Annotated in this window: 20 protein-coding genes; 10 read left to right on the top strand and 10 right to left on the bottom strand. The window is 72.5% G+C overall.

Annotated features, from left to right (window positions below; translation table 11 throughout):
* Together ACFWBB_RS06255 and ACFWBB_RS06250 are read right to left on the bottom strand one after the other, a co-directional pair.
* On the bottom strand, window positions 1-1002 hold the full coding sequence (locus ACFWBB_RS06255; protein ID WP_385267636.1) for an expansin EXLX1 family cellulose-binding protein: 1002 nt from the start codon (window positions 1000-1002) through the stop codon (window positions 1-3).
* Between the two features lie 201 nt (window positions 1003-1203).
* Entirely contained in the window at window positions 1204-2421 is a 1218-nt protein-coding gene (locus ACFWBB_RS06250; protein WP_385267634.1) for an acetyl-CoA acetyltransferase, read from the bottom strand.
* 113 nt (window positions 2422-2534) lie between these two features.
* Between ACFWBB_RS06250 and ACFWBB_RS06245 the strand changes: the two genes are divergently transcribed.
* Both ACFWBB_RS06245 and ACFWBB_RS06240 read left to right on the top strand, forming a co-directional pair.
* Complete coding sequence (locus tag ACFWBB_RS06245) at window positions 2535-3770, top strand: acyl-CoA dehydrogenase family protein (RefSeq protein ID WP_385267632.1); 1236 nt, start codon at window positions 2535-2537, stop codon at window positions 3768-3770.
* A complete protein-coding gene (locus tag ACFWBB_RS06240) occupies window positions 3767-4240 on the top strand; it encodes a nitroreductase family deazaflavin-dependent oxidoreductase (RefSeq protein WP_385267630.1) in 474 nt (157 codons plus the stop codon). The genes ACFWBB_RS06245 and ACFWBB_RS06240 overlap by 4 nt, the downstream gene beginning before the upstream one ends.
* A 135-nt stretch (window positions 4241-4375) precedes the next feature.
* On the opposite strand, the gene ACFWBB_RS06235 is transcribed toward ACFWBB_RS06240, so the two are convergent.
* The gene (locus ACFWBB_RS06235; protein ID WP_385267628.1) at window positions 4376-4990 is read right to left on the bottom strand and encodes a LysE family translocator; all 615 of its coding nucleotides are present in this window, start codon (window positions 4988-4990) and stop codon (window positions 4376-4378) included.
* Window positions 4991-5072: 82 nt separating this feature from the next.
* Between ACFWBB_RS06235 and ACFWBB_RS06230 the strand changes: the two genes are divergently transcribed.
* Window positions 5073-5525, top strand: coding sequence for an Lrp/AsnC family transcriptional regulator (locus ACFWBB_RS06230; RefSeq protein WP_385267626.1), 453 nt, complete (start codon window positions 5073-5075; stop codon window positions 5523-5525).
* Window positions 5526-5794: 269 nt separating this feature from the next.
* On the opposite strand, the gene ACFWBB_RS06225 is transcribed toward ACFWBB_RS06230, so the two are convergent.
* Complete coding sequence (locus ACFWBB_RS06225) at window positions 5795-6430, bottom strand: TetR family transcriptional regulator (RefSeq protein WP_385267785.1); 636 nt, start codon at window positions 6428-6430, stop codon at window positions 5795-5797.
* Between the two features lie 134 nt (window positions 6431-6564).
* Here ACFWBB_RS06225 and ACFWBB_RS06220 point away from each other — a divergent pair, with 134 nt between their 5' ends.
* The 3 genes from ACFWBB_RS06220 to ACFWBB_RS06210 all read left to right on the top strand — a co-directional run bounded on the left by ACFWBB_RS06220 (window position 6565) and on the right by ACFWBB_RS06210 (window position 10610).
* Window positions 6565-7287: a VOC family protein gene (locus ACFWBB_RS06220; RefSeq protein WP_385267624.1), complete on the top strand. Its 723-nt coding sequence runs from the start codon at window positions 6565-6567 to the stop codon at window positions 7285-7287.
* A 178-nt stretch (window positions 7288-7465) separates the two neighbouring features.
* A complete protein-coding gene (locus ACFWBB_RS06215) occupies window positions 7466-9838 on the top strand; it encodes a PQQ-binding-like beta-propeller repeat protein (protein WP_385267622.1) in 2373 nt (790 codons plus the stop codon).
* 259 nt (window positions 9839-10097) lie between these two features.
* Complete coding sequence (locus ACFWBB_RS06210) at window positions 10098-10610, top strand: hypothetical protein (protein ID WP_385267620.1); 513 nt, start codon at window positions 10098-10100, stop codon at window positions 10608-10610.
* A gap of 178 nt (window positions 10611-10788) precedes the next feature.
* Here the strand turns inward: ACFWBB_RS06210 and ACFWBB_RS06205 are convergent, their stop codons facing one another.
* From ACFWBB_RS06205 to ACFWBB_RS06195, 3 genes are read right to left on the bottom strand one after another with little or no spacing between them, the layout of a single operon-like run.
* On the bottom strand, window positions 10789-11562 hold the full coding sequence (locus ACFWBB_RS06205) for an enoyl-CoA hydratase/isomerase family protein (RefSeq protein WP_385267618.1): 774 nt from the start codon (window positions 11560-11562) through the stop codon (window positions 10789-10791).
* Entirely contained in the window at window positions 11559-11975 is a 417-nt protein-coding gene (locus tag ACFWBB_RS06200; RefSeq protein ID WP_385267616.1) for a Zn-ribbon domain-containing OB-fold protein, read from the bottom strand. The genes ACFWBB_RS06205 and ACFWBB_RS06200 overlap by 4 nt, the downstream gene beginning before the upstream one ends.
* A gap of 24 nt (window positions 11976-11999) precedes the next feature.
* Window positions 12000-13157, bottom strand: coding sequence for a lipid-transfer protein (locus ACFWBB_RS06195; protein WP_385267614.1), 1158 nt, complete (start codon window positions 13155-13157; stop codon window positions 12000-12002).
* 119 nt (window positions 13158-13276) lie between these two features.
* Here ACFWBB_RS06195 and ACFWBB_RS06190 point away from each other — a divergent pair, with 119 nt between their 5' ends.
* Window positions 13277-14845, top strand: coding sequence for a FadD3 family acyl-CoA ligase (locus ACFWBB_RS06190; protein WP_385267783.1), 1569 nt, complete (start codon window positions 13277-13279; stop codon window positions 14843-14845).
* Window positions 14846-14923: 78 nt separating this feature from the next.
* Here ACFWBB_RS06190 and ACFWBB_RS06185 read toward each other — a convergent pair whose 3' ends face one another.
* Window positions 14924-15109 (bottom strand): hypothetical protein, encoded by a 186-nt coding sequence (locus ACFWBB_RS06185; protein ID WP_385267612.1) that lies wholly within the window; start codon window positions 15107-15109, stop codon window positions 14924-14926.
* A gap of 216 nt (window positions 15110-15325) precedes the next feature.
* Complete coding sequence (locus tag ACFWBB_RS06180; RefSeq protein WP_385267610.1) at window positions 15326-18304, bottom strand: BTAD domain-containing putative transcriptional regulator; 2979 nt, start codon at window positions 18302-18304, stop codon at window positions 15326-15328.
* Between the two features lie 378 nt (window positions 18305-18682).
* Here ACFWBB_RS06180 and ACFWBB_RS06175 point away from each other — a divergent pair, with 378 nt between their 5' ends.
* The 3 genes from ACFWBB_RS06175 to ACFWBB_RS06165 all read left to right on the top strand — a co-directional run bounded on the left by ACFWBB_RS06175 (window position 18683) and on the right by ACFWBB_RS06165 (window position 21599).
* Window positions 18683-19933, top strand: a complete 1251-nt coding sequence (locus ACFWBB_RS06175; protein ID WP_385267608.1) for an amidohydrolase family protein — start codon at window positions 18683-18685, stop codon at window positions 19931-19933.
* A complete protein-coding gene (locus tag ACFWBB_RS06170; RefSeq protein ID WP_385267606.1) occupies window positions 19930-20853 on the top strand; it encodes a TIGR03619 family F420-dependent LLM class oxidoreductase in 924 nt (307 codons plus the stop codon). The genes ACFWBB_RS06175 and ACFWBB_RS06170 overlap by 4 nt, the downstream gene beginning before the upstream one ends.
* 77 nt (window positions 20854-20930) lie before the next feature.
* Window positions 20931-21599, top strand: a complete 669-nt coding sequence (locus ACFWBB_RS06165) for a LuxR C-terminal-related transcriptional regulator (protein ID WP_385267603.1) — start codon at window positions 20931-20933, stop codon at window positions 21597-21599.
* Window positions 21600-21692: 93 nt separating this feature from the next.
* Here the strand turns inward: ACFWBB_RS06165 and ACFWBB_RS06160 are convergent, their stop codons facing one another.
* On the bottom strand, window positions 21693-22538 hold the full coding sequence (locus ACFWBB_RS06160) for a hypothetical protein (protein ID WP_385267601.1): 846 nt from the start codon (window positions 22536-22538) through the stop codon (window positions 21693-21695).
* Window positions 22539-22556: the final 18 nt, after the last annotated feature.

The raw sequence follows: 22556 nt of genomic DNA, 5'->3' as shown, positions 1-22556 counted from the left end.
TCAGTGCCGGGCGAACTGGACCCGGGTCGACTGCACCACGTTCGCCCGGACGGCGATCCCCTCGACCGTCAGCTGCTCCCCGTAGACGTCGGTGAGCCGGATCGCGCCGCCGCAGCCGGCGCCCTGCTCGGAGAGGAAGTAGTTGTAGCCGGTGCGCGCCAGACGGGTCCAGCCCGCACTCGTACGGACTTCGAGGCGGGCCAGCGGGTTGCGGTGGCCGATCGCCTGGATGCCGCACCAGTACTGGGTGGAGCCGGTCTTGTAGCGGATCGAGATCGTGTCGGACGTGCTCGGGCTCAGCAGGCTCCATGTGACCGGGATCCGGCCCACCGAGAGGGCGGCGAGCTTGGTGAAGGCCTGATGGCTGAGGTCGAGCTGGCCGGGCGCGCAGGGCGCCGGGCACTCGTTGGTGATCCGGACCGTGATCGTCGCGCCGCTCCCGGCCCGGACGAGTACGTACGCGCCGCACGCCTTGGACGTCTCGTAGTCGGCGGTGTTCATCGCCGCGGTCATGACGTCGGAGGTCGGGCCGTAGGAGCAGGCGCCGTCGCCGTTCCCGATGTCGTAGGAGGTGGCGACCCCCTGGTAGGCGGCGCCGGGCCGGATCCGTCCCGCCAGGGGCGCCGCGCCGGACGCGGCCCGCGTGGCGGGCTCGGCGTGCGCGGCGGAGGACCCGCTCGACGTGCCGGACGGGGTGGCGGAGGCCTTGGCCGTCGTGCCGGCCGTCGCGCTCGGGGACCCCGCGGACGGCTTCGGCTTCGGCTTGGCCGACGGTGACACGGCGGGCCCGGTGGCCGTCGGTGAACCGCTCACCGCGGCGCGCGCGGCGCCGGCCACGGGCGCGACCGCGCTCGCCCCGCCGTCGCCGCCTCCGCCGTCGGGACGGAAGACCACGGCCAGGGACACGACGAGTGCGACGGCCGCCACGGCGATCACGGTCACGACGGGCACCCGGCCCGTACGCCGCTCGGGGCGGGATCGGCGGTGCGAGGAGGATGCCACGGATGAGTCCTTACGCGGTTCGGGGGAGCACGTCCTGTGCAGCTGTCGACAGGTCAGTGGCCGCCGGAACGGAAAAGGTTGCCGCCCACCGCAGGAAACCGGCCGCGCCTGAGCACATGTACGTACGGCCCGACGAGTCCGTTCGCTGGGAACGCCAGGTGCCGGACGTGACCGGCTGGGACAGGCCCCGGGCGGCGGACCTCAGTCCCGTCCCAATACCACCGTTCCCGAGGAGCAGAACCAGCCCCCGGTCCCGGAGGCGACCCCCAGCCGGGGCAGGCCCCCGTCCTGGCCCCGCACCTGTCGCTCCCCGCCCTCCCCCCGCAACTGGCGCACCGCCTCCACCAGCAGGAACAGCCCGCGCATCCCCGGATGCTGGGCCGAGAGGCCGCCCCCGTCCGTGTTCACCGGCAGCGCTCCGGACAGCGTCAGCCGTCCCTTCTCCACGAACGCGCCGCCCTCGCCCTTCGCGCAGAAGCCCAGGTCCTCGAGGGTCACCAGCGTCATGTAGGTGAACGCGTCGTAGATCTCGGCGAAGTCCATCTCCGCCGGACGCAGCCCCGCCCGCGCGAACGCCAGCCGGCCGCTCACCGCCGCCGGGGAAACCGTGAAGTCGTCCCACTCGGACATCGAGGCGTGCGAGACGTGCTCCCCCGTCCCGAGGATCCACACCGGGGCCGTACGGCAGTCGCGCACGTACTCCTCGGCCGCCAGGAGCACCGCCGCGCCTCCGTCGGAGCGCAGACAGCAGTGCAGTTTCGTGAACGGATCGGCGATCATCGGCCCGGACAGGACGTCGTCCACCGTCACCGCGTCGCGGAACATCGCGTCGGGGTTCCGGGCCGCGTTCGCCCGGGCCTGGACCGCCACCTCCGCCAACTGCTCGATCGTGGTGCCGTACTGGAGCATGTGACGGCGGGCGGCCATCGCGTACTTGGCGATCAGGGTATGGCCGTAGGGGACCTCGAACTGGAGCGGGCCGCGGCCGCCGAAGGCGAAGGTGCCGGTGCGGCGGCCCGCCTTCACGTCCGCGCGGGCCGTCGAGCCGTACGCCAGCAGGACCGCGTTCGCGTGCCCGGCGGCGATCGCGTCGGCCGCGTGCGCCGCCATGACCTCCCAGGTCGAACCGCCGACGGAGGTGGAGTCGACCCAGGTGGGCCGCAGACCCAGATAGTCCGCCACCTCGACGGGGGCCAGCGTGCCGAGCCCGGCGGACGCGAACCCGTCCACCCGTGACCGGTCGAGCCCCGCGTCCGCCAGTGCCCGCCGCGCCGCCTGGGCGTGCAGGGCGTACGGGGTGACGTCGTCCACCCGGCCGCAGTCGGAGAGGGCGACGCCGACCACGGCCACCTTCCGGTTACCGGGCGCGGATACGGATGCGGATGCGGATGCGGATACGGGCGCGGGCGCGGGTGCCATAAATCTGACGGTACATCAGATAGTGCCCGCCCTGACAGGTGCCGTCTCTCTGGGCATTCCCGTTCCCCCGGCCTAATATGACGGCCCGTCAGATCTGGATGAGAGGGGTGGCCATGGACCCCGGCTTCACCGCCGAGCAGGACGGGATCCGCCGCACGTTGCGCGAACTGCTCCACAAACGCTGCGGCCCCGAGGAGCTCCGCGCCGCCCTGGACACCCCCGGCGGCCACGATCCCGCCCTGTGGACCGTCCTCGCCGAGCAGCTCGGGCTGCCCGGCCTCGCGATCCCCGAGGCGTACGGCGGCGTCGGCTGCCCCCTCACCGACCTCGCCCTCGCCGCCGAGGAGACCGGCCGCGCACTCGCCCCCTCCCCGCTCCTGGCGACCTCCGTCCTCGCCGCGCCGCTGATCCTCGCCCTCGGCACCGACGCCCAGCGCGCCGACCTGCTGCCCCGGATCTCCGACGGCACCCTGACCGCCGCCCTCGCCGTCCCCGCACCGGCCCTCGCCACCGCCCTCGCCCTGACCGGCCCCCAGGGCGGCGACTGGGCCGGCGGAGGGCGTGCGGGTGGGATCCAGGCCCGGCGGGTCCAGGGGGTCTGGCGGCTGTACGGGGAGGCCGCGCAGGTGCTGGACGGGCACAGCGCCGGGTCGCTGGTGGTCGCCGCGCACACCGGCGGGTACGTACGCTCGCGGGCCCTGCTGTTCGTCGTGGCGGGTGACGCCGCCGGGCTCGTACGCACCCGGCAGACGGCCCTGGACGCGACGCGTCCGCAGGCCCGGCTCCAACTTCGTGATGTACGGGCCGAGTTGCTCGGAAACGTGGGCGGGAGCGGGAGCGGGAGCGGGAGCGAGGAATCGGACGTCCCGGCGGCCCTCGCCCGCGTCGGTGACTTCGCCGCCGCCTTCCTGGCCTGCGAGGCGGTCGGGGCCGCCGACCGCGCGCTGGAGCGGACCGTCGAGTACCTGGGACAGCGGGAACAGTTCGGCCGGGTGATCGGATCCTTCCAGGCGGTCCAGCACCGGCTGGCCGATGTGTACGTACAGCTCCAGGCGGCCCGGTCCGCCGCGTACTACGCCGCCTGGGCGACGGGCGGTCGAGGTGGCGTCGGCGGCCCCGGGGAGCGGGTCGGTGGGCTCGCGCTCGCTCAGGCGCTGGAGGCCCTGTGGCGTGCCGCCGCCGAGGGGATCCAGTTGCACGGCGGCATCGGTTTCACCTGGGAGCACGAGGCTCACCTGTTCTTCAAGCGGGCCACGGGCGACGGGCTGCTGTTCGGGCCGGTGCACCGGCTGCGGGCCCACGCGGCCGAGGAGGCCAGGCTCTTCGAGCGGGCGGAGGTGTCGGTGTGATCGGCGTCCGGATGGTGCAGAAGGTGTCCTCGACCCGGGCCTTCGCGAAGGTCGCCCCGCATGTCATCCCCGCCCTCGACCGCGCCGTCCACCGTCTCACCCGGGGAAAGGTGCTGCTCAGCGCCCAGATGCTGCCCGGGGTGATCCTGACGTCCACCGGGGCGAGGAGCGGGCTGCCGCGTCGTGCTCCGCTGGCCTGTATGCCCGAGGAGGGCGGCGGGAGCTGGATCCTGATCGGCTCCAACTTCGGCCGTACCGGGCACCCCGCGTGGACCGGCAACCTCCTCGCCCGTCCGGACGCCGAGATCAGCTGGAAGGGCAGGGACATCCCGGTGCGGGCCGTGCTGCTGACGGGGGAGGAGCGGGCGGACGTCTGGAAGGCCCTGCTGGCCTTCTGGCCGCCGTACGCGACGTACCAGGCGAGGGTGGAGCGGGAGATCCGGCTCTTCCGGCTCACCCCCCGGACCTAGAGCCGCCCGCCGGGCCGGGCGGGTGGGAAAGTCCCGCGGTCCAGAACGTGCTGGAGCGGCCGCGGGTCCAGAACGCGTGCCGGCTACCGCGGGGGCTGGAACGCGTGCTGGAACGGAAGCGGGCGGCCGCGGCGGCTAGAACGTGTGCTGGAGCAGCAGGAGCGTGCCGATGCCCAGCATCGCCGCCCCGGATGTGCGGGTCACCGCGCGTGCCGCTGTCGGGCGGGCGCTCAGCAGCCTGCGGGCCAGGACGCCCACCGCCAGGTATACGCCGGCGCAGCACGCCATGTGCAGCAGCCCGAGGGCGGTCGTCTGCGCGGCCACCGGCAGCCGGCCCGCCCCCGGGGTGAGGAACTGCGGAAGGATCGAGAGGTAGAGCAGCAGGCCCTTGGGGTTGAGGCCGCTGATCATCGCCCCGCGCAGGAAGACCAGCGCACCGCCTCCCGTGATCTCCTCGCCCGCGCCCGGCGTTCCCGGCCGCCGCAGCACGGACCACCCCAGCCACACCAGATACGCCGCGCCCGCCACCGTCAGCCCGGTCAGCAGCGTGGGCGACCCCGCGACCAGCACCGCGAGGCCCGCCGCGGCCAGCGCCGTGTGCAGGGCGTACCCGCTCACCAGGCCGCCCACCGCCGCGCCCACCGAACGGCCGCGCAGCCCCGCGGAGATCACGTACGCCCAGTCGGCGCCCGGCACGCACACCAGCAGCAGGTCCACGGCGAGGAAAGAAATCAGCGTTCCCGAGTCCATAGTGGGGACATTAGGCGCGTTGTGGCCGAAAGTGTTCCCGAAGTTTTCGCGGATCATCGTGATCTGGGGAAGGATCTGCCTCATGGATGACGTGGACCGGAAGATTCTTGCCGAACTGCAACAGGACGGGCGGCTGACCGTGACCGAGCTGGCCGCGCGGGTGCGGCTGAGCGTCTCGCCGTGTCACCGGCGGCTGCGGGAGCTGGAGCGGTCCGGGGCGATCAGCGGCTACCGGGCGGTGGTGGAGCCCGCCGCCGTCGGGCTGAGCTTCGAGGCGCTGGTCTTCGTCTCCATGCGGCAGGAGGACCGGGACACGGTCGCCGAGTTCGAGCGGGCGGTGGGCGAGGTGGAGCACGTCCTGGACGCGCAGCGGCTGTTCGGGGAGCCCGACTACCTGCTTCGGGTGGCCACCGCCGACCTCTCGGCCTTCCAGCGGCTGTACGACGAGCGCCTCGCCACCCTGCCGGGGGTGCAGCGGCTGACGTCGACGCTGGTGATGAAGCACGTGGTGAAGGATCGCGCGCTGCCCGCGTGAAACCGACATCCCCGGAAAAGCGACGCCCACATGGGGCCGACGCCCACATGGGGCCGACGCCCACATGGACCGACGCCCACATGGACCGACGCCCACATGGACCGACGTCCGTATGGGGCCGACGTCCGTATGGGGCCGACGTCCCTATGAGGCCGGCGCCTCACGGAACCGGTGCCCGCGTGAGGCAGACAGCGCGGCAGGCGGCAGCTCACCCGGTGAGCTGCCGCCTGGCAGACAGGACTTGACCGTAAAGAGAGTGGGGGCCGGGGCTACTTCGTCGGCTTCTTGCCGGTGATGCCCAGGTGCACCAGTAGTGCCAGGTTCGGCTTGAGTTCAGCCTGCTTGACGCCCCACGTCTGGAAGCCCTTCTGGTGCGAGGCGACCGCCGCGAGCATCGCGACGAGCGCACCGGCGACCGCGGCCGGGTTCACGTCCTTGTCGACCTTGCCCTTGGACTGCAACTCGGCGACCGCGTCCGACAGGGAGTTGTTCACCGAGTTGAGGATCTTCATGCGGAGTTTGTAGAAGCGCTTGTCCCCCTCCGCCGCGCCGAGGTCGACCACCCGGAGGATCGCGTCGTTCTTCCGCCAGAACTCCAGGAAGCCGTCCACGAGTTCCTGCGCCGTCTGCCAGCCCGCCTTGCCGACCCAGGACCGCCCGGCGACCAGCTTGGTCAACTCGGCGCCCTCGGAGGCCATTTGCTCGGCGATCTCCAGGACGGCGCCCTCGACGTCCGGGAAGTACTGGTAGAAGGTCGCGGGTGAAGTGCCCGCCTTCCGGGCGACGTCGATGACCTTGACGTCGCGGTACGGAGAGGAGCTGAGCATCTCGCTGAGGCAGTCGAGCAGCTTCTGCCGCGTCGCCTGCCCGCGCCGACCGGCCACGCGGCCGTCGACGGTACGCACTTGTCCTGTCATGACGTCAGCTTACCGAGGGGTGATGGGAGCGCTATTCGGCCGACTGCAAATGGGGTGTGCGGGGGTGTGGAGGCGGGTGTGCCTGGTCTGCGGCTTGCGTGAACCGCCGTTAGTTTGGCTGCATGGCCGAAAACAGGGCATCGGTGTACGCAGAGGGCGTCCCCTGCTGGGTGGACGCGCAGCTTCCCGACGTGGACGCGGGCAAGCGGTTCTACGGTGAGCTCTTCGGGTGGGACTTCGAGGCGGCGTACGGCTCCTCCGTCTGGGCCCGGCTGGAGGGCGCTCCGGTGGCGGCGCTCGCCCACAAGGCGGACGGCCGGATGCCCACCGTCTGGACGGTGTACTTCGCGACCCCGGACGCGGAGACGACCGCCCGCCGCATCCAGAGGGCCGGCGGGCAGGTGGTCATGGCGCCGCTGCCGGTCGACGGGGCGGGCACCGCCGCGCTCGCCGCCGACCCCGAGGGCGCGGTGTTCGGTCTGTGGCAGCCGGCCGGCCACCCCGGCTTCGGCGTACGGCACAAGCCCGGCGCCTTCGCCTGGGCGCAGCTCTACGCCCGGGACACCGGGGCCGCCAACACCTTCTACGGCCATCTCTTCCACGAGGCGCTGTTCGGCCCGGGCGCCGAGCCCGACTTCGGACGGGCGCCGGTCGGCGATGTCTTCCCGGAGGTCATGCCGTCGCACTTCCTCGTCCACTTCGGGGTTGCGGACTGCGAGAGCGCCCTCGGCGCGGTGAGCCGGCTCGGCGGGCGGGTGCAGGCGGGTCCGTTCACCGCGTCCTACGGAATTGTGGCCGTCGTCACGGACAATCAAGGGGCGTCGTTCGCTCTTCTCCAGCGCTGAGCCGTGCTGTATGCGCATATATGAAATGAGACACCCCGATTGCTCCCGGGTTCGCAACCGGCCGCCCGGCCAGGAAGAATCAGGGTGCGTGCCGCCATGGCGGTGCGGTGGGTGAGACGCTGCACGGGGCCGTGTGCACAAGTGGGTGACGCGGTTCGTACGGGGAGGTGGCAGGCAAGTGGTGGATCAGCTGACGCAGCACGATCCGCGGCGGATCGGGCCGTTCGAGGTGCTGGGACGGCTGGGTGCCGGCGGCATGGGGCTGGTCTATCTGGCCCGCTCGGCCTCGGGCCGGCGCGTGGCGATCAAGACGGTCCGGACCGAGCTCGCCGAGGACCAGCTCTTCCGGGTGCGTTTCACGCGCGAGGTGGAGGCGGCCCGCGCGGTCTCCGGGTTCTACACGGCCGCCGTCGTCGACGCCGATCCCCGCGCCGCCGTGCCCTGGCTGGCCACCGCGTACGTCCCCGCGCCCTCGCTCGAGGAAATAGTGAACGACTGCGGGCCGATGCCGGCCCAGGCGGTGCGCTGGCTGGCGGCGGGCGTCGCGGAGGCGCTCCAGTCGATCCACGGCGCGGGACTGGTCCACCGTGACCTCAAGCCGTCCAACGTGCTCGTCGTCGAGGACGGGCCCCGGGTGATCGACTTCGGTATCGCGTCCGGTGTCTCGAACACGCGTTTGACGATGACCAACGTGGCCGTCGGCACCCCCGCCTACATGTCCCCCGAGCAGGCGAAGGACTCGCGGAGCGTGACCGGCGCGAGCGACGTCTTCTCGCTCGGCTCGATGCTCGTCTTCGCCGCCACCGGCCATCCGCCCTTCCACGGCGCCAACCCGGTCGAGACGGTCTTCATGCTGCTGCGCGAGGGCCCGGACCTGGAGGGCCTCCCCGACGAGCTGCGCCCGCTCATCGAGTCCTGTATGCAGATGGACGCCACGGCCCGACCCAACCCGGCCGACCTCCAGGCCCAGCTCGCCCCCCACCTCTTCGGCTCCGGCTCCGACGACAGCGGTACGGCGTCGGCGTGGCTGCCCGAGAAGGCGGTCACCCTCATCGAGACGCGCCGCGGCGGCCGCCCGGTGAAACCGGCACCCCCGAGCCCCCGCAGTGGAGGCGGCGGCGTGGGCATGGCCCGCCCCGCCCTGCCGGCCGTACCGCCCCCGCCGTCCCACGCCCCCGTGGTGCTCACCCGCCCGGCACCGGTGGCCGTCGGCGCCCCCGACACCGGTCCGGTCCGGCTGGCGGGCGCGGCCGTGCCGATCGGGCCCGGCCCGCGCATCGCCGACGTACGCGCCACGGCCGCCGTGAAGGCACCGGTGGCCGAGCCCGGCCTGGTCGCCAGCTGGTCCCGCCCGCGCCCCGGGGTGAACGGCGCGGACACCGCCCTGCCGGCCGCCCAGAGCGCGCCCCCGGAGACCCCGGCGGGCTGGCGGCCCTGGCGTTTTCGCATGTCGAACGATGTGTGGGGCACGCCGTCCGTCGCCGGGGACCTCGTCTACGTCACCTCTTTCGAGGTACACGCCCTGGACGTGGCCACGGGGCGGCGTCGCTTCAAGACGCGGGACGTGGCCTGGTCGATGACGGTCGCGGACGGCCGGGTGCACGCCTCCGACGGGCCCACCCTGTTCGCCCTGGACGCCCGCGAGGGCGGCGACCTGTGGCGGCTGTCGACGGACGCCTGGGTGTACTCGCTCAAGGCCGACCGGGGCACGGTCATCACCGGCACGCGCGGCGGCGGCGTCCAGGCCTGGGAGGCCTCGGCCGGGCAGAAGCTCTGGGAGATCAGCGGCTGCCAGACCGACTTCGAGTCCCCCGAGGCCGGGCCCACCCTGCACGAGGGCACGGTCTTCGTCTGGCAGGACGCCCGGCTCAGAGCCCTGGACGCCCGCACGGGCGAGGAACGCTGGTCGTACCCCATCGGCGACACCGCCTCCTGCGGCGGTGTCCCGGTCCGGGTCACCCCCGCCTCCGACGGCTACGTCTATCTCGCCGCCGGCACCCGGGTCCTCGCCGTCGACATCGCGAGCGGCATGGTGCGCTGGCACTTCGAGGCGCCGGCGGTGTTCCTGTCCCCGCCGACCTTCGTCCCCGGCCCGGCGGTGACCGGCGGTGGCGTCTACCTCGCCGACTACCTCGGCACCGTGTACGCCATCGACGCCACCGACGGCCGTGACCGCTGGCGGATCGCCACCGAGGCCCGGGCGTCCGTCGACCCGGTGCTGGTGGCCGCCGGACACGTCCACGTCGGCAGCGGCAAGGGGCTCTACACCCTGGACGCGGTGACCGGCACGCCCAAGTGGCGCTTCCAGGCGGGCGGCGACATCGTGGGCGCCCCCGCGGTCGCGGAGGGCCGTATCCACTTCGGCTCGACGGACCACCTGCTGTACACGCTGAAGGCCGACGACGGCCGGCTGCGCTGGAAGCTGGCGACCGGCGGCGAGATCACCGGCTCCCCGGTGGTCCGTGACGGCGTCGTCTACGCGTCCAGCAAGGACCGCTGTGTGTACGCGCTGGACGCGGAGAAGGGCACGGGCACGGCGAGAACGGCCTGAGCCGGCGGCTCCGGGCCGGTCCGGTCCGGGACGGTCCGGGACGGGAGCCGGTCGCTCCGGTTCCGGGACGGCCGTCGTGCCGGGTGTGCGGAAGGGGATCCGGACGGCGGCCGCCGCTGCGGGGAGCGGCCCGTTCGCCGCTCTCACCGCAGACGCTACGCCGGGGACCGGCCGGTCGCCCCTCGGTGACATGGCCGTGACAGGTGCTGCTTAGGCTGCTCTTATGTATCGACGGGGGCAGAAACTCAAGTTCACAGCGGTGGCCGTGTTCGTCGTACTGGCGCTGACCGGTTTCTCGACGAGCAGGGGCCACGGTCACGGCAGCAGTCACAGTGGCGGCGGAGGCGGGTGCAGCAGCTCCGGCCAGGACCACGACAGCTCGTCGTCGACCTCGGGTTCGACGTCCAGCGGCTCGTCCGGCAGCACCTACCGCGACTACGACGACGATGACGACTACACGGACGACACCTCCGGCGGCGGCTCCTCGAGCACGTCCACGACGCTCCAGGACGCCACGGTGGAGCTGATCGACTGCGCCACGCCGAGCGAGGCGTACGCGACGGTCGAGGTCACCAACCCGAACGCGGCCGGCGGCTACTTCACCGTCACGGTCGATTTCCTCGACGCCGGTTCGGGCCGGGTGGAACAGCGGAGCACCGACGCGTACGCCGCCGGGAACGACTCGGCGACGGTACAGGTGGACCTGTCCGGACCGGGCGTCGCCGCGAAGGTCGACCACTGCGAGCCGGAGCCGTACGCATCGGCGAACTGACCGGACGCAGCGACCGCGCCGGAGAGAGCGTCGAGGACATCGCGTACGACTACGCCATGACGCCAGAGCAGGTGGACGCTCTCTGCCAGGCAGTGGTGTGCCTTGCCGCCCGAGTTCTTCAGGGGGTGGGGCCCGGGTGGAACCGGTTGGTATCCGCGCGCGGGAGCCGGGAGCACCCTCAGCGGATCCGGGGTTCGGTGGTCGAGCGGCCGACGAACAGTTCCGTCTGGTGTTCGGCGGGCAGGTTCCCCAGCGAGATGAGATGCGGCGCCTGCGCGAACCCCATCGCGCGGGCCGCCTCCTTCGCCGCCCACAGCGCCCGCACGGTGCCCTGGACCCCGGCGGGGGGATACCCGGCGACGACGGCGGCGCAGGCGGTGGCGGCGGCCAACGCCCCGCCGGCGGCGGTGAGTTCGGACACCAGCCCGACGTTGAAGGCGCGCCGGGCGGAGATCCGTTCCGCCGTCCCCATCAGCATCATCCGCGCGACCTCCCCGTACGGCATCCGCTGCGCCAGGAGCACCGACTCGTACGCGCTGACCATCCCGTACGTGGTGTGCGGGTCGAAGAACACGGCGTCGGCGCCGGCCACGATGAACTCGCACTCCCCGAGCAGGTAGAAGGCGCCCCCGCAGGCCATCCCCTCCACGGCGGCGACGACCGGCTTCCACAGGTCGTTCGCCTTGGGCCCGACGGTGAGCAGCGGATCGTCCTGCATATAGGGGGAGCCGGGCTGCGGCACGACGGCGTCCCGGTCGAGGCCCGTGCTGAACGCCCGCTGCCCTGCCCCGGTCAGGACGACGGCCCGTACCGACTCGTCGAACCGCAACTCCCGCCAGATGCGCTTCAGTTCGCGGACGGTCTCGAGGTCGATGGCGTTGAGCCGGGCCGGGCGGTCGAGGGTGACGACGGCGACGCCGGTGTCCTTGTCGATACCGAGGCGCACGCTCACGGCCGCTCCAGGACCCACTGCGGAAGCCCGTCGCCGTCGAAGACGACCTGTACGCGGGCGCCGATCCGGACGCGGTCGGGGGAGAGGGAGTCGAGCGCGGCGCCCGGCTCGCTCACCAGGTTGCCGACCATCCGGATGCGGGGCGCCTCGGCCAGCTCGACGAGGATCACGTTGTAGGGCGCCCGGGCGGCGTAGTCGGGCAGCAGGGGTGGATGCGGGACGGCATAGGACCAGATCCGCCCGCGTCCCGACATCAGCCGCCACTCACTCGCGAAGGACTGGCAGTGCGGGCAGCAGGGGCGGGGCGGGAAGCGGGGTTCGCCGCAGTCGCCGCAGGCCTGGACGCGGAGTTCGCCCTGGGCCGCGTACTGCCAGAAGGGGGCGCCGTCGGCGTCGGTGACGGGGGTGAGCATCGCGGGATCAACTCCTCGGTTCGTTCAGTTCCTGAGCAGCAGGGCGGAGGTCGGGACGCCCTCGCCGGCCGTGACGAGGCAGGTCGAGGCGCCCGGCACCTGGGCGGTGCTGGTCCCGCGCAGCTGCTTCACGCCCTCGTTGATGAGGTTGAAGCCGTGTACGTAGGCCTCGCTCAGGCCGCCGCCGCCGGTGTTGAGGGGCAGCCGTCCGCCGGTCTCCAGGGCGCCTCCCTCGGTGAACGCCCCGCCCTCGCCCCGGCCGCAGAACCCGTATCCCTCCAGGGAGAGCGGGACGAGGGGGGTGAAGGCGTCGTAGATCTGCGCGACGTCGACGTCGGGCGGGGTGAAGTCGGCGTGCTTCCACAGGTGCCGGGCGGCTGCCCAGGCGGGTCCCGTGAGGGGGTCGTCGTTCCAGTAGTTGACCATGCCGTGGTGCTGGGCGGGCAGGCCCTGGGCGGCGGAGTGGACGTAGACGGGTGCCCGGCGGCAGTCCCGGGCCCGCTCGCTGCTCACCACCACGCAGGCCAACGCCCCGTCCGTCTCGAGGCAGTTGTCGTACAGGCACAGGGGTTCGCTGATCCACCGGGACGACATGTACATCTCGCGGGTGAGGGGCCGTTCGTACATCACGGCGGCGGGGTTCTGGTTGGCTCGGTTGCGGCAGGCGAGGGCGACGTTGAAGAGGTGGTCGCGGGTGGCGCCGTACTCGTGCAGATAGCGGCGGGCGAGCATGGCTATCTCGTCGGCGGGCCGCAGCAGACCGAAGGGCCGGGTCCACTGGGCGGGGGTGGGGAGCTGGACGGCCGTGTTGGTCCACGGGCGCGGCCCGGAGCCCCGTTTCCGCGACCGCCAGGCGACTCCCACCGTGGCCTGACCGGAGGTGATGGCGGCGGCGAGGTGGGCGACCGTGGCGCAGGAGCCGCCGCCGCCGAACCCGATCCTGCTGAAGAAGGTCAGGTCACCGAACCCGACGGCCTTGGCGAGCTCGACCTCGTCCGTCTCCTCCATGGTGTAGGAGGCGAGGGCGTCGACCTCGCCGGGGGCGATCCCGGCGTCGTCGAGGGCGGCGAGGACGGCCCGGCAGGCGAGGGTCCGCTCGTCCTCGGGGAGGTGCTTGGCGAAGGACGTCTGGCCGATGCCGACGATGGCGGTGGCGTCCTTGAGTCCGGTCCCTGCGGGCATGCTGCACGCACCTCCACACGGCGACTGCGCTGCTGACAGTCCGTCAGGTTACCGCTAATCTGACGGGTAGTCAGCAACTGGGAAGGCTGCCGGTGGGGAGGCTGGTCGTGCGTGGTGACATGGAGTGGGGAACGATCCCCGGCCTGGTCCGCTGGGCGGCCGAGCGGTACGCGGCGACCGAGGCGGTGGTGGAGGGCCGTACCCGGATCTCCTACGCCGAGCTCGGCGCCCGGATCGAACGCGCGACGGCGGCCTGCCTGGCGCACGGGGTGCGGGCGGGGGACCGGGTGGCCGTCTGGGCGCCGAACTCCCTGGACTGGATGGTGGCGGCGCTGGGCGCGGTCGGGGCGGGAGCCGTACTCGTGCCCCTGAACACCCGCTTCAAGGGCACCGAGGCGGCCGACGTGCTGCGCCGCAGCCGGGCGCGTCTGCTCTTCGTGACCGGCACCTTCCTGGGGACGTCGTACGTGGCGTCACTGCGGCGGGCGGCGGCGGAGGGCGCCGGAGCAGGCCCGCTGCCCGGACTTCCCGCGCTGGAGCGGGTGGTGGTGCTCTCGGACGACGCCCCGGCGGACTTCCGCACCTGGAAGGACTTCCTGGCGGGCGGGGACGGCATCGGGGCGGCGGAGGTCCGGGCGCGGGCGGACGAGGTGTCGGGGGAGTGGCCCTCGGACATCGTCTTCACCTCGGGCACGACGGGCCGCCCCAAGGGCGCGGTGATCACCCACGCGCAGACCCTGCGGGCGTACGCCGTCTGGTCGGACCTCGCGGGGCTGCGGCGGGGCGACCGCTACCTGATCGTGAACCCCTTCTTCCACACCTTCGGCTACAAGGCGGGCGTGATCGCCTGTCTGATGCGGGGCGCGACGATGATCCCCCAGCCCGTGTTCAGCGTGGACACGGTCCTGGCGAACGTGGCCTCGGAACGGGTGTCGGTCCTGCCCGGCCCGCCGACCCTGCACCAGTCGCTCCTGGACCACGCGGCACGGGACACGTACGACCTGTCGGCGCTGCGGCTGGTGGTGACGGGCGCGGCCGTGGTGCCGCTGCGGCTCGTCGAACGCCTGCGGGGCGAACTGGGCGTGGAGACCGTCCTGACGGCGTACGGCCTCTCGGAGGCCAGCGGTGTCGTCACGATGTGCCGTCGCGGGGACGACCCCACGGTCATCGCCTCGACGTCGGGCCGCGCGATCCCCGGCACCGAGGTGCGGGTGGACGCGGCGCCGGGCGAACCCGGGGAGGTCCTGGTCCGGGGCTTCAACGTCATGCGCGGCTACTACGAGGACGAGGCGGCGACGGCGGAGGCGCTGACCCCGGACGGCTGGCTGCGCACGGGCGACGTGGGCGTCCTGGACGCCGCCGGCAACCTCCGGATCACCGACCGCCTGAAGGACATGTTCATCGTCGGCGGCTTCAACGCCTACCCGGCGGAGATAGAGCAACGCCTCGGCCTGCACCCGGACGTGGCCGACGTGGCGGTGGTCGGCGTCCCGGATCCACGCCTGGGCGAGGTGGGCAAGGCGTACGTGGTGCGCCGCCCGGGCGCGGTGTCCACGGCCGAGGACCTGATCGCCTGGGCCCGCCGGGAGATGGCCAACTACAAGGTGCCGAGAGCGGTGGAGTTCGTGACGGCACTGCCGCGCAACGCGAGCGGCAAGGTGGTGAAGGGGGCGCTGCGGGCCCGGTGACCCGACGGGCTCCCGGACACACCACGGCCGCGGCGGCTCCCCTCGTGCCGCCGCGGCCGGGCCCCCGTCGGCCGGTGCCTACTTGCCGCCGTCCAGGCCCAGGGCGGGCGGGGCCGGCATGTGGTTGTCCATCGTGGTGATGACGTCCGCGGCCGGCTCGCTCGGCATGTGGTTGTCGAGCGTGGTGATCGTCTCGTCCGTGACCTGCGAGGCCGGAGCGCTCTCCTGGGGGAGGGCCTCCGCTTCCTTCTTGGTGTCGCTCATGGGCATTCCTCTGCTGTGGTGACGAGTGAGGAACGCCCGTCCGGTTGCTCCCCCGAGGGCCGCCGGACGGGCGTTCGGAGCCGCACATTAACCGACCGGGCTCCTGTCCTGACCGTCTGCCCCCCGACGCGACGGTCCGACAGAGACGAGAGTGCCGGGTGGAGATAAACGAATGCTGAACGCCGCCACAGCCCGGGGCCGGGCATGCTCCGCCGGCTACGCCGGAGCCGAGGTCAGCAGTTCCCGCACGTCGTCGGCCTCCGAGGCGCCGTTCTGTTCGAGGAGGTTGAGAGCCTCGCGCCAGCACGCCTTCGCCCGGTCGGGCTGATCGAGCGAGGAGAGGGCCCGTCCGAGGAGCGTCAGGATGTTGCCCCGCATGCGGTCGCCGCCGATGGAACCGAGGGCCAGCGCCTGTTCGGCGTGCTGCGCCGCTCGGGCGGGACGCCGGGCGGCCATGTGCGCTTCCGCGATGCGGTAGTTGGTCGCGCCCTCCCACAACCGCTGCCGGTGTGCGCCGAAGATGCCCAGGGCCTCGGAGAACTGGTCCAGTGCCTCGCTGTGCCGGCCCGCCGTGGTGAGCGCGACACCCACGGCGAAATGGCCGTTGGCGAGCCTCATGGTCCTGCCCATCTCGAGGTACAGGGCCAGGCCGTGCCGGGCGATCTCGACGGCCGCCGCGACGTCTCCCACGCCGAGTTGCGCACGGGAGAGGTTGGACAGGGCGGATGCCTCGCCGGGCTTGTTGCCGGCGGCCCGGAAGCCGTCGATGGCCTGGTCGAAGAGAACCCTGGCCTCCGCGTACCGGCGCTGATGCAGGCAGATGAGCCCGCGGTTGTTGGCCACCCACGCCACAGCGGTGGAATCCGCCACCGAAGCCGCGAGTTCCATGGCGAGCCGCGCCTCGTCCTCCGCCTGCTGAATCCGCCCGGACACCAGGAGTACGTCGGTGAGCACCGTCCGGGCCCGCCCCTCGGCCCGCAGGTCCCCAGTCGTCCGGGTCGCGTCACACATCGCCCTGGCCGTGGTCTCGTACTGACGCGAGTTCGCGCCGGACTCCGTCAGATCCTTCGCGGCCCAGAGCAGGTCCACCGCCCGCCGCGTCCTGTCGGTGCCCGCGGCCTGCTGTACGCAGGCCAGGAGCGGAGCCGCCTCCGTGTACAGCCAGTCGAGAGCCGTCGCCCCTTCCGTGAAGCGCGCCCCCGGGTACTCCGTGGGCTCCAGGTCGTTCACCAGCCGGTCCCCGGGACGCTCGATGGCGTAGACGCCGGAGGTCGTCGACAGATAGAAGTCCAGCAACCGCGACAGCGCCGCCCCGCGCTCGCTGGGCGGCCATTCGTCCCGGTCCGCGCACGCACGCGCGTAGAGCCGGACCAGGTCGTGGAACCGGTAGCGGCCGGGGGCCGCGGACTCCAGCAGGGAGGTGTCCACCAGGGACTCCAGCAGGTCCTCGGTGTCGTCGACCGGCAGGTCCAGGACCGCCGCGGCCGCCGCCAGGGAGATGTCCGGGCCGTCCGCCAGACCCAGCAGCCGGAACGCGCGGGCCTGGGCGGGCTCCAGGGCGCCGTAGCCGAGTTCGAACGTCGCCTTCACCGCCAGGTCGCCCGCCTGGAGCTCGTCCAGCCGGCGCCGTTCGTCCGCCAGTTTGGCGGCGAGGACGGAGACCGTCCAGGTGCGGCGGGCCGCCAGCCGGGACGCCGCGATACGGATCGCCAGCGGCAGGAATCCGCACGCGGCCACCACGTCCAGCGCGGCCTTGCGCTCCGACGCCACCCGCTCCTCGCCGACGATCCGGGTGAAGAGGGCGAGGGCCTCCTCGGGGGACATCACGTCCAGGTCGACGAGATGCGCTCCCGCCAGGTCCACCATCCGCACCCGCGAGGTGACCAGCGCCGCGCAGCCCTCCGTGCCCGGCAGCAGGGGGCGGATCTGGGCCGCGTCCTTCGCGTTGTCCAGCAGCACCAGCACCCGGCGGCCGTCCAGCACCGAGCGGTACAGCGCCGCCCGCTCCTCCAGGGAGTCCGGTATCGCCGAGTCCGCGGTGCCCAGGGCGCGCAGGAACGACCCGAGGACCGTCTCCGGCTCCGCCGACCGCGGCCCCGCGCCCTGGAGGTCGACGTACAACTGCCCGTCGGGGAAGGCGGGCCGTGCCTGATGGGCCACGTGCACGGCGAGGGTCGTCTTGCCCACGCCCCCGATGCCGGCGAGCGCGGACACCGCCATCACCCGGCCGCCCCCGCCGGCGCCGTCACCGGCCCGCGCCAGCACCTCGCCCAGTTCGCGCACGAAGGCGGAGCGGCCGGTGAAGTCAGGCACCGTGGCCGGGAGTTGAGCGGGTCTCACCCGCACCATCGCCGGTTCCGCCGCCGGTGCCGACGGCTCCGCCAGCTCCGGGTCGGCCTGCAGGATGCGGCGCTGCAACTGGCGCAGCCCGGCCCGCGGATCCACCCCCAGCTCCTCGGCCAGCAGCCGCCGGGTGTCGGCGTACACCGCGAGCGCCTCCGCCTGCCGGCCGCTGCGGTACAGCGCCAGCATCAGCAGTTCGCGCAGCCGCTCGCGCAGCGGGTACGCCGCGGTGAGCGCGGTGAGTTCGGAGACCGCCTCCGCGTGGCAGCCCTGCTCCAGGTCCATGTCCAGCCGGGATTCGAGCAGCCCCAGCCGCCACTCCTCAAGCCGGACGCGCTGCGCCTCCGCGTACGGTCCGGGGACGCCGGCCAGAGCCTCCCCGTTCCACAGCGCCAGCGTGCGGTTCAGTACCTCACGGGCGTGGGACAGGTCCCCGGCGGTCCGTGCCTTCTCCGCCTTCGCCGCCCACTCCTGCGCCACCGCCAGGTCCAGCGCGCCCTCGGCCGGCACGCGCACCGCGTAGCCGCCCGACTCGCTCACCAGGACACCCGGGTCCAGCACCTTGCGCAGCCGCGAGGCGTACGTCCGTACCGCTGCCAGCGCCTGCGAGGGAGGGTCGTCGCCCCACAGCGCGTCGATCAGCTCGGCGGCCGTCGCCGTGCGGCCCTCCCGCAGCAACAGGGCTGCCAGCAGGGCTCGTTGCTGAGGTGAACCGGTGGCCAGCCGCTCGTCGCCGCGACATGCGCGCACCGGCCCGAGCACGTCGAAGCGCAGCGTCGCCGGCTCCTCGGGGGAGCCGGGACGTCTCTGCTCCGGCACACGCGGGTCGCGGTGTCCTACCCGGTCGTCCATCAGGGCTCCCCTTAGGCATCCGTATCAAGGACCTGTCCAGCCGATCACGCCGCAGACGCGGGAGTCGGCACGCACGTCCGCGGCGTTGTCGTCGGTTGCCGACGCTCCGCGTCGACGCCCTCCTCCGCCTTGCAACCGCACGCGCCGGATCCCGCTCACCGGCACTGCTTCGGCACCGGCACTCTCCTGCGGCGTGATCGGCCGGAAAGGTCCAAGCCCAGTTTGCCCTGTCCGTGCCGGAACCGTCAGCCTGCCCGGGAGGTGCGCGGGAGTCCACACGTCCCGCCCATCCGATGCGCACACTTCCCCGCGGAGCCGAACGGCCCCGGCTCGCACCCGCTAGCTGACGATCCGTCAGATCGGCGCTACCGTGCCCCCATGGAGAACGCATTGGAGACCGCGAAGGCCACAGAGAACCTCCCGCTGATCATCTCCGTCGACGACCACACCGTGGAGCCGAGCACCGTCTGGCAGGACCGCCTCCCGAAGAAGCACCTCGACACCGGACCCCGTATCGTCCGCGCCCCGCTGAAGGAGATGACCTTCCTCGGCGGCCGCTTCAAGCCCGTCATGGGCGAGCCAGGCGACGAGGGACCCGTCGGCGACTGGTGGATCTACGAGGACCTGCGCCGCCCCCTCACCCGCCTGGACACCGCCGTCGGCTTCAGCCGGGACGAGATCAAGCTGGAGGTCATCACCTACGAGCAGATGCGCCCCGGCTCCTACGACGTCCCGTCCCGTCTCGCCGACATGGACGTCAACCACGTCCAGTCCGCCGTCTGCTTCCCCACCTTCCCGCGCTTCTGCGGCCAGACCTTCACCGAGGCCGGGGACCACGAACTGGGCCTGCTGTGCGTGCGCGCCTACAACGACTGGATGGTGGAGGAGTGGTGCGGCCCGCAGGCGCGGGGCCGGCTGATCCCGCTCACCCTGATCCCGCTCTGGGACGCCGAACTGGCGGCGGCGGAGGTCCGGCGCAACGCGGCCCGCGGGGTGCGCGCGGTCGCCTTCTCCGAGATACCCCCGCACCTGGGCCTGCCCTCCGTCCACACCGACTACTGGGACCCCTTCCTCGCCGCCTGCGACGAGACCGGCACGGTGGTGGCCATGCACATCGGCTCGTCGAGCCGGATGCCCTCCACCTCCGCCGACGCCCCGCCCGCCGTCGGCTCCACCATCACCTTCGCCAACTGCTGCTTCTCGATGGTCGACTGGCTGATGAGCGGCAAGTTCGAGCGCTTCCCGAACCTCAAGGTGATGTACGCGGAGGGCCAGATCGGCTGGATCCCGTACATCCTGGAGCGCGCCGACGTGGTGTGGGAGGAGAACCGGGGCTGGGGCGGGGTCGCGGACAAGGTCCACCGTCCCCCGTCGGAGCTGTTCGCCGGCCACGTCTACGGCTGCTTCTTCGACGACGCCTTCGGCCTGCGCAACCTCGACTCCATAGGCGTCGGGAACGTCCTCTACGAGACCGACTACCCGCACTCCGACTCCACCTGGCCGAAGTCGCGCGAGGTCGGCGAGGCACAGATGGGCCATCTGGCACCGGACGTGGTGGAGCGGATCGTACGGGGCAACGCGATCGAGCTCCTGGGGCTGACGCCGGACGGCCTGTGGAGCCCGCGGTGAGCCTCGACTACGGCATCCAGCTCCCGGTCCAGTCCCAGTCCACGATCTACGCCGAAGCCTGGGAGGCGGACGCGGGCCCCGCCGACCTCGTCGCGGTGGCCCGCGCCGCCGACCGCGCCGGATTCGCCTATGTCGCCGCCTGCGACCACGTGGCGATCCCGCGCCGGCTGGCGGACGCCATGAGCACCGTCTGGTACGACCCCGTGGCCACCCTCGCCCACCTCGCCTCCGTGACCGAACACGTCCGGCTGCTCGCGCACGTCGCCGTCGTCGGCCTGCGCCACCCCCTCCTCACCGCAAAGCAGTACGCCACCCTCGACCACCTCAGCGGCGGCCGGCTGATCCTCGGGGTCGGCGCCGGGCACGTACGGGAGGAGTTCGAGGCGCTGGGGGTGGACTTCGAGCGGCGGGGAGCGGTCCTGGACGAGACGCTCGACGCGCTGCGGGCGGCGCTCGGGCCGGACGAGTTCCCCTCCCACCACGGCAAGTCCTTCGACTTCGAGGAGCTCGGGCAACGGCCCAGACCGGCCCAGGCGCGGGTGCCGCTCTGGGTCGGCGGCTCCTCCCCGGCCGCCGTCCGCCGGGCCGCCCTCAAGGGCGACGGCTGGCTGCCCCAGGGCGACCCGAGGGAGCGGCTGCCCGCGCAGATCGAGACGCTGCGGCGGCTGCGGGGGGACGGCACACCGCTCACCGTCGGCGCCATCACCGAGCCGCTGTACGTCGGCGCCCCCGGCTGGGAGGTGGGCCGCCGCACCCTCACCGGGCCGCCGGAGGCCCTCGCCGAGTCGCTGCGCGCCTACGGGGCGATGGGCGTCGACCAGATCCAGGTGCGCTTCCGCTGCCGGAGCCGCACCGAACTCACCGACCAGATGAGCCTGTTCGGAGCCGAGGTGGGGCCCCTGCTCGGCAGCGGTTCTTGAACGTTTGAACATGTCCACGCCGAGCCGCGTATGTACGGACGTACGGACGTGATGGCTCCGGCGGAAGGACCCCGTAAGTGCGATCCTCCCAGCGACTCTCCGTCGCTCTCGCTTGCGCCGAGGGCGACTGGCCGCACGACGGCTGGCCCGCCCCCGACGATCCGTACGTGGACCGGACGGTGCGTGTCGCCCCGCCCTACGACGCCCTGCGCAGGGGCGGCCCGGACGTCGTCGTGCTGCGCTGCGCGGAGCCGGCGAAGTCCTTACCGGGCCTGCGGGGGGCGCTGGGCGGCCGGGACGTCCCGGTGATCGTCGTCAGTGCCCGCACGGACACCGAGACGGTCGTCGAGGTCTTCCGGAGCGGGGCGGGCTATCTCGCCGAGGGCGACTACTGCACCCACATGCTGTCCTCGGCGGTGATGGCGGCCACCGTCGGCCACACCTACCTCTCCCCGGCCGCGTGCGCCGCCCTGCGGGAGGGGGCCCGGCGGATGCCGGCAGGACCGCGTGAACACGACGCGATCGAGCGGCTGCGCGCACTGCTCTCGCCGCGTGAGCGGCAGGTCATGGAACTGCTGTCGACCGGCCTGGGCGCGCAGGAGATCGGGCTGCGATTACGGCTGAGCGAGAAGACCGTCCGCAACAACCTGAGCAACATCTACTCCAAGCTCGACGCCAGGGGCAGCACGGACGCGGTCCTGCGGTGGCTCGGGGCCACCCCGGCCACGCCCGTGCTTCGCACCTGAGAAGACCTCGGTTCCGCTCTGCGGCCTCGTTCCGCTTTCCGGACTCGATTCCGCTTCACGGACTCGATTCCGCTTCACGGACTCGGTTCCGCTCTACGGCGCGGGGATGTCCGTGAGCGGAATTTCCACGTCGGTGACCGCGTCGCCGCCCGCGCCGAATCCGGGCTCCGCACGGAGCTCCGCGACGCTGCCGCCGCCGTCCACGCTGTCGGTGCCCGCACCGCCGCCGGAGGAATTCAGTACCGAGTCCGCCTCGGGCGTGCCGCACTGCACATTGCGCAGCCAGAGGCGGCCGTCGGGAGTCCCGTTGTTCAGGATCTGCGGATAGAAGACGTGGATGGTGGCGGCGCCCTCGCTCGGCGAGAAGAACACCTTCTGGCCGTTCTGCGCCTCCTTGTACGTGGCTTTGATGAATCCGCTCACGTCGGTGCGCTTGTGGGACCACATGAAGTAGGCGACATGGTCCGCCTTCACGGTGTCGGTCCGTTCGAAGGCCAGTGTGGTCTTCTTGTCGTCCCGTGTGATGTTCACGTCCTTGGTCTGGAACTTCGCGCCGATCTCGAAGAAGGAATTCCCCAGTTTGATGCCGCTGTCGCTGATGAACCCCTCCTCCAGCTGAACGGTCCGGGTCACCGAGGCGCTGACGCCGAAGGTCTTGGTGGAGGTCGACGCGTTGCCGCAGTTGTCGGAGACGCCGGAGACCCGCTCGTTCGGTCCCAGGCTGTTCCGTTTGAACTGGACGTCGACGAACTGGCAGTTCTCCAGTCTGTCGGAGTCGGAGCGGCAGTCGGCCGAGACCTCCGACGGCGTGGCGGCGCCGGCCGGGTTCAGCAGGGTGACGCCGGCCGCGACGGCGGCCACGGGGGCGACGATCATCAGGGTGAGGCGCTTCTTGCGGCTGCGGTGGCCGTGGCTTCCGGGACGGCTGGTGCGGGGCATGAGGGTTTCTCCTGGTGG

Origin of the sequence: Streptomyces sp. NPDC060000, from assembly GCF_042737375.1 — a bacterium.
Classification (GTDB): domain Bacteria; phylum Actinomycetota; class Actinomycetes; order Streptomycetales; family Streptomycetaceae; genus Streptomyces.
Note: the sequence above shows the minus strand (reverse complement) of the source record. Positions and strands in the feature narration are given on the sequence as shown.